Annotated in this window: 6 protein-coding genes; 4 read left to right on the forward strand and 2 right to left on the reverse strand. The window is 69.8% G+C overall.

All coding sequences use genetic code 11. The annotated features are described in order from the left end of the window. Positions 1-186: 186 nt before the first annotated feature. Complete coding sequence (locus AB0B14_RS09310) at positions 187-1,302, reverse strand: MerR family transcriptional regulator (protein ID WP_357069426.1); 1,116 nt, start codon at positions 1,300-1,302, stop codon at positions 187-189. A gap of 159 nt (positions 1,303-1,461) precedes the next feature. Between AB0B14_RS09310 and AB0B14_RS09315 the strand changes: the two genes are divergently transcribed. The 3 genes from AB0B14_RS09315 (at position 1,462) to AB0B14_RS09325 (ending at position 4,150) form a co-directional block, all read left to right on the forward strand. After that, the gene (locus AB0B14_RS09315; RefSeq protein ID WP_357522094.1) at positions 1,462-1,962 is read left to right on the forward strand and encodes a GNAT family N-acetyltransferase; all 501 of its coding nucleotides are present in this window, start codon (positions 1,462-1,464) and stop codon (positions 1,960-1,962) included. 9 nt (positions 1,963-1,971) lie between these two features. Beyond that, positions 1,972-2,613: a hypothetical protein gene (locus tag AB0B14_RS09320; RefSeq protein WP_357069430.1), complete on the forward strand. Its 642-nt coding sequence runs from the start codon at positions 1,972-1,974 to the stop codon at positions 2,611-2,613. Between the two features lie 205 nt (positions 2,614-2,818). Continuing rightward, on the forward strand, positions 2,819-4,150 hold the full coding sequence (locus tag AB0B14_RS09325; protein ID WP_357522096.1) for a hemolysin family protein: 1,332 nt from the start codon (positions 2,819-2,821) through the stop codon (positions 4,148-4,150). 19 nt (positions 4,151-4,169) lie between these two features. On the opposite strand, the gene AB0B14_RS09330 is transcribed toward AB0B14_RS09325, so the two are convergent. Continuing rightward, positions 4,170-4,553 (reverse strand): PaaI family thioesterase, encoded by a 384-nt coding sequence (locus tag AB0B14_RS09330; RefSeq protein WP_357069462.1) that lies wholly within the window; start codon positions 4,551-4,553, stop codon positions 4,170-4,172. A gap of 106 nt (positions 4,554-4,659) precedes the next feature. Here AB0B14_RS09330 and tyrS point away from each other — a divergent pair, with 106 nt between their 5' ends. Next, the gene (gene tyrS / locus AB0B14_RS09335) at positions 4,660-5,952 is read left to right on the forward strand and encodes a tyrosine--tRNA ligase (RefSeq protein ID WP_357522112.1); all 1,293 of its coding nucleotides are present in this window, start codon (positions 4,660-4,662) and stop codon (positions 5,950-5,952) included. Positions 5,953-6,613: the final 661 nt, after the last annotated feature.

Consider the following 6,613-nt stretch of genomic DNA (forward strand, 5'->3'; position numbering starts at 1 on the left):
TCGGTCCGTTGCCTCAGAGTCATCTTGCCGCAATCGCCACCTGTTCGATCAGATGCGATGACGCGCTGGTTGGCACGCGCTGGATGGGCGGTTCGCTGAAACGGGTAACTGTCGCGTACGGAATCGGGTGACGCGCCGGCGCCGAAGCGACCCGTTGCCCTCAGCGGGGTTCTCGCGCACAGCGGATCAGGCAACGAGCAGACGGAGGCCGAGCTCTGCCGTGTCGAGGGCGACGAGATCGCGGTTGCGCTCGGCCCACCGGCCTGAGGAGAGGTCTTCGCGAAGTGTGCTGACCGCCCGTTGCTCCGCCTGCGGTCCGACTCTGGTCCATACCGAAACCGCGCGGCGTACCTGTTCGTCCAGGTACGCCTCAGGCCGGCGCCAGTGTGCCTCGAAGAAGCCGTCGTCGCAGTCCCACGGAACGAGCACCGGTTCCGCGCGTCCTCCGATCGCACGGGTCAGGTCGGCCAGGGACGGCCAGCCGACGAGGAGGTCTGCGAACTCGGGCAGATAGTCGCGGGTGAGCCAGAACCGCTGACGCCAGCCGGTGTCGTCGGCGTCGTACGTGAACACCACCACGCGACGGGCCACCCGCTTCATCTCACGCAGTCCGGCGACCGGGTCCGGCCAGTGATGGACGGTGCTGACCGCCATCGCGGCGTCGAAGGACTGGTCCTCGAACGGCAGACTCTCCGCGGCGGCGGCCACGCACGGCGCCGCGCCCGGGGGACGCTGCGCCCGCATGACCGCCGACGGTTCCACCGCTGTGACGTCACGGTCGGGGGGTTCGTAGGAGCCGGTGCCGGCCCCGACGTTCAGTACCGTTCGTGCGTCCCCCAGCGCAGCCCAGATGCGCGCGGCGATCCGTGGCTCGGTGCGCCGCGTCGCTGGATAAGCGGATCCGATGACGTCGTACAACTGCGGGCCGAACACCTCCAGTTGCTCCTCTGGCGTCGTCCTGATTCCCATCGCTCGTGCCTCCAGTTCCCTGTCGATGGCCGTCACCATGGCAGCAGCGCGGTCGCGCTGGTCCATCAGCAGGCCGCGCAGCCGACACAGGTGCGCGACTGCGTCGGTGGCCGGATCGTCAACCAGATCCGCGATCTCCCGCAATCCAAAGCCGAGCCGCCGGTAGGCGAGCACCTCCCGGAGTCGCTCCACGTCGTCCGCGGAGTAGGCCCGGTGCCCAGCCGCGGTCCGGGTGGACGGCTCCAGGAGGCCGATCTCGTCATAGTGATGCAGGGTGCGGACACTGACGCCGGCCAACTCCGCCACACGCCCCACGGTCAGGTGCTCCTCCACGCCACCAACTATGTGACCTGACGCCGCGTGAGGAGCAAGCGCTGCACTGCCGGCATGATCGAGTTCCCGCTCGCGTCGCGGTGGCGGTCGTGGGCAACCGCGCCGCCCGGTCGGCCAGCCCAGCCCGGTGCTGTCCCACCCGCTGCGTACCCTCGGCCGATGACTGCTGATCTGCGGCTGCGCCCGGTCCTGGAGGACGACCTCGTCGAGTTCTTCCTGCACCAGCAGGACCCGGAGGCCAACCGGATGGCCGCCTTCGGCCCCAAGGACCCGGCCGACCGTCGGGAGTTCGCCCAGCACTGGGCCCGGGTGCTCACCAACCCGGCCAACCGGGTCCGCACCGTCGAGGTCGACGGCGAGGTGGTCGGCTACGTGAGCGCCTTCCCCGTCGAGGGCCAGACCGAGGTGAGCTACTGGATCGACCCGCAACGCTGGGGCCGGGGGCACGCCACCGCGGCCCTGGCCGCCCTGCTGCGCGAGGTGCCCCGGCCGGTGCACGCTCGCGCCGCCAAGGACAACGCCGCGTCCCTCGCGGTGCTGCACAAGTGCGGGTTCGTGGTGATCGGTGAGGACTCGGGGTACGCCAACGGTCGCGGCGAGGACGTCGAGGAGTGGCTGCTGGAGCTGCCCGCCGATGCCCCTGACCTGGGCGGGCACTAGTCTCGCGGGGTGAACTGGTTGGATCTCGTCGGCTGGGCCGGCTCCGCGGTGCTGGTCTGGTCGCTGCTGCAGTCGCGCGTCCTGCGGCTGCGCGCACTCAACCTCGTCGGCAGCGTCGTGCTGATCGGCTACAACGCCGCCATCGAGGTCTGGCCCATGGTCGGGCTCAACGTCGTGCTCGCGGCGATCAACATCTGGTATCTGCGGGGGATGCTCGCCACCCGGCACGACGAGCAGACCTACCAGGTGGTGGAGGTCGGCGTCGGCGATGAGTTCCTCGCGCACACGCTGCGGGTGCACGCCGACGACATCGCCCGGTTCAATCCGGGCTTCCGGTGGGACCCGGACGCGTCCGGCCGCTCCGCCTTCCTCGTGGTCCGGGCCGACGAGGTGGTGGGCGTGGTGCTGTCGCACGCCGAGGCGCGCGGCGTCGCCCAGATCGACCTGGACTACGTGACCCCCCGGTTCCGTGACTTCACCCCGGGCGAGTTCGTCTACCGACGCAGCCACCTGTTCACCGAACGGGGCTTCCGCCAGGTGGTCAGCCCACCCCGGATGGTCGCGCCCTACTACCACCGGCTCGGCTTCCGCCCGGAGGGCGACTCGTACGTCCTCGACCTGCCGACGACCCCGGCCGCCGATCCGGCGTAGCGGTCGCCGCCGCCCGATCCGGCGTGGCGTCACCGACGCCCGATCCGGCGTGGCGTCACCGACGCCCGATCCGGCGTAGCCTCAGCCGGGCAGGATTCGGCGGGCACCGGACGGGGCAATCACACGCCTACGCCGGGCGGGCTCGCCGACCGGCGGGCGCCGCGCGTACTGGCCGGTGCCACCATCACGAGGGAGCGAACCGGGCGTGCAGAGCTACGGGAGCCAACTGGCCCTGGTCGGGATCCTGGTCGTGATCAACGCGCTCTTCGCCGGCAGCGAGATGGCGTTGGTGTCACTGCGGGACAGCCAGATCCAGCGGTTGGAGCGCACCAGCAGGGCCGGCCGGGTGCTGGCCCGCCTCGCCAAGGACCCGAACCGCTTCCTGGCCACCATCCAGATCGGCATCACCCTCGCCGGCTTCCTGGCCTCCGCCGCCGCGGCGGTCTCGCTGGCCAAGCCCCTCGTGCCGCTGCTCGGGGTGTTCGGCAGCGCCGCCGAGACGGTGGCCATCGTGGTGGTCACCCTCGCGCTGACCTTCGTCACCCTGGTCTTCGGCGAGCTGGCCCCCAAGCGGATCGCCATGCAGTCCGCCGAGCGGTGGGCGCTGCTGGTGGCCCGCCCACTCGACCTGCTCGCCACGTTCACCCGCCCGGCCGTCTGGGCGCTCGGCGCCACCAGCGACGTGGTCGTCCGACTGGTCGGGCTCAACCCGAAACACCAGCCGGAGGAGATCGGCCCGGACGAGCTGCGCGACATCGTCGCCGGCAACCACGGCTTCACCAAGGAGCAGCGCACCATCATCGCCGGGGCGGTGGAGATCGCCGACCGACGGTTGCGGGCTGTCCTCGTACCCCGGTTGCAGGTCTTCACGCTCGACAGCGGGACCACCGCGGAGGCCGCGCGGCTCGTGCTGGCCGCCACCGGGCACTCCCGCGCGCCGGTGGTGCGCCACGGCGGCCTGGACGACACCGCCGGGGTGATCCACCTACGCGACCTGGTGGGGGTGCCCGACGACCGCCCGGTCGACGAGATCGCCCGCCCCCCGATGCTGCTGCCCGACTCGCTGCCCGTGGTGGACGCGCTGCGCCAGTTCAAGGCCGAACGCCAGCACATCGCGCTCGTCGTGGACGAGCGCGGCGCCGTCGACGGCATCGTGACACTGGAGGACATCCTGGAGGAGATCGTCGGTGAGATCTACGACGAAACCGACCGGGACGTCCGCTCGGTGCGCCACGACCCCGACGGCGCGCTGCTGCTGCCTGGCACCTTCCCGGTGCACGACCTTCCGGACATCGGCGTCGAGCTGCCGTCGCGTCCGGACGGCGACTACACCACCGTCGCCGGGTTGGTGCTGGCCCGACTCGGGCACATCCCCACCGTCGCGGGGGAGGACGTCAGCCTGGACGGCTGGGTCCTGGTGGTCGCCGGCATCGACCACCGGGCGATCACCGAGGTACGCGTCAGTCGCGTACCCGATGACACCGACGCGGACGCCGACCTGACCGCGGAGCCGGTGTTGGACGAGGCCCGTAGCTGAACGGCCCGGGTGCCGCCGCTCAGTCGCGCGAGAGGTTCTGCAGTCGGACCTGACCACGCGCGACCAGCCGCTGGTCGGCATCGGTGATCTCCACCTGCCAGAGCTGCTGGCTGCGGCCCCGGTGCACCGGGGTGCCGACCGCGGTCAACTCGCCCTCCCGCACGGCCCGCAGGAAGTCGGTCTGGTTCGACACGCCGACCACCGTGCCCCGGTCGGCCAGCCAGAGGGAGCCGCCGACGCTGGCGGCGGTCTCCACGACCGAGCAGTACACCCCACCGTGCTGGATGCCGAACGGCTGGTGCAGCTCCGGTCGGACCTGCCAGCTGATGACCACCCGGTCGGCGGACGCCTCTTCGAACGTCAGGCCGAGCAGGGCGACGAAACCACCCGTCAGATCCGGCATCTCCACGGCGAAACCCTCCTCGATCAACGGGGCGCAAGCCTAACCGGGGCGGGTTACGGCAAACCCGGTACGGGTCGGTGCCGGCGATGGGGGAGAATCGGTGACCGTGACCGACAGCAGCCCCCCGCCGTCCGGGCGGGACTCCCTGACCGACGACCTGCTCTGGCGTGGCCTCATCCAGGACTCGACAGGCCTCGACGAGCTGCGCCAGCTGCTCGACGGTGGGAGCGCCGCCACCTATTACGTGGGCTTCGACCCCACCGCGCCGAGCCTGCACGTCGGCAACCTCATGCAGGTCCTCATGGCCCGCCGGCTGCAACTCGCCGGCCACCGCCCGTTGCTGCTGGTCGGCGGGGCGACCGGGCAGATCGGTGACCCGAAGGAGAGCGCCGAGCGGACGCTCAACCCGCCCGAGGTGATCGCCGGCTGGGTCGAGCGCATCCGCGACCAGCTCGCGCCCTTCGTGTCGTACACCGGGGACAACGCGGCGCGGCTGGTCAACAACCTGGACTGGACCGGCGAGATGTCGATCGTCGAGTTCCTGCGTGACGTGGGCAAGCACTTCCCGGTGAACAAGATGCTCGCGCGGGAGGTGGTGCGGGCCCGGCTGGAGACGGGCATCAGCTTCACCGAGTTCAGCTACCAGCTGCTCCAGGGCAACGACTTCTTCGAGCTGCACCGCCGATACGGCTGCCAGCTCCAGTTCGGTGGGTCCGACCAGTGGGGCAACATCACCGCGGGCGTCGACTACGTCCGTCGGCGAGGGGCGGGGCCGGTGCAGGCGTTCACCACGCCCCTGGTCACCAAGGCCGACGGCACGAAGTTCGGCAAGAGCGAGGGCGGCGCCGTCTGGCTCGACCCGACGATGACCAGCCCGTACGCCTTCTACCAGTTCTGGCTCAACGTCGAGGACCAGGAGGTCGACCGCTACCTGCGGTACTTCAGCTTCCGTACCCGCGACGAGTTGGAGGAGCTGGCGAAGGCGACGGCCGAGCGGCCGGCTGCCCGCCTGGCGCAACGGGCGCTCGCCGAGGAGTTGACCACCCTGGTGCACGGCGCCGAGGAGACCCGACAGGCGATAGCCGCCAGTCAGGCACTCTTCGGCCGTGGGTCGCTGGACGACCTGGCCCCGGAGACGCTGCGCGCGGCGTTGACCGAGGCCGGCCTGGTGCGTCTCACCGGCGAATTGCCGGATGTGGCGGGACTGTTGCGGGACTCGGGGCTCGTCAATGGCCTCAAGGAGGCCCGCCGGGTGATCGCCGAGGGCGGCGCCTACGTCAACAACAACCGGGTGACCGAGGTGGACGCCGTGGTGCCGGTGACCGACCTGCTGCACGGGCGATACCTGGTGCTGCGTCGCGGCAAGCGTTCCTTCGCGGGCGTTGAGCTGGGCGAATAGTCGACCGTCGACGATGTGACGGGGGACGCGTCCGGCGGATTTGACGATCATCCCGCCGGACGCGTAACTTTCTCTCTGCCAGCGCGGAACGGACGAAACAGGCGAAAGCCTGAAACGGCCGGAGCGCGGGCCAACGGCCTCGGGGCCGGGCGGGCATGCCCACCGGATCCCGGACCGGGCGGTGCCACCAGAAACGCCGCGAGGCGGATTTGGTGCGGCGAAACCGACCGGGTATGGTTACCAACTGGCAGGGCACCGGGCGGGTCGCGGGAAATCGCGACGGCCGGCCTGCCGGAATCCGTGACGAGAGCGGCGCAAGCCGGTCGAGACATGGTGCCCGCATTACCGAGTGAAGCACGACGAACCGCGAAACACCGGTTTGACACGGCGGAAACGAGCGGGTAACGTAGTAAAAGTGCCTGGCGCTGAAAACGCCAGGGACACGGTGCGAAAAGCCCCGAAACGGGGTTCCACTGAGGTGGGGCTTCTGGTCGGTGTGTGGTTGTTCTTTGAGAACTCAACAGGGTGCTTGTAAAGCCAGTGCCAATTATGATTTATACCCCGGACTGGTCAGTTTTTGCTGGCTGGTTGGGATTCCTTTGGCAACATTTGTTTGTTGTCAGGATGCTGTTCAACTAATTTTTTGTTGGAGAGTTTGATC

The sequence above is a fragment of the Micromonospora sp. NPDC049171 genome (assembly GCF_040648275.1).
Taxonomy (GTDB): domain Bacteria; phylum Actinomycetota; class Actinomycetes; order Mycobacteriales; family Micromonosporaceae; genus Micromonospora.

What these genes read in the sequence shown, in the direction of transcription:
- AB0B14_RS09315 (WP_357522094.1), top strand. Translation starts at nt 1,462, where the DNA reads ATGACTGCTGATCTGCGGCTGCGCCCGGTCCTGGAGGACGACCTCGTC.
- AB0B14_RS09330 (WP_357069462.1), bottom strand. Translation starts at nt 4,553, where the DNA reads ATGCCGGATCTGACGGGTGGTTTCGTCGCCCTGCTCGGCCTGACGTTC.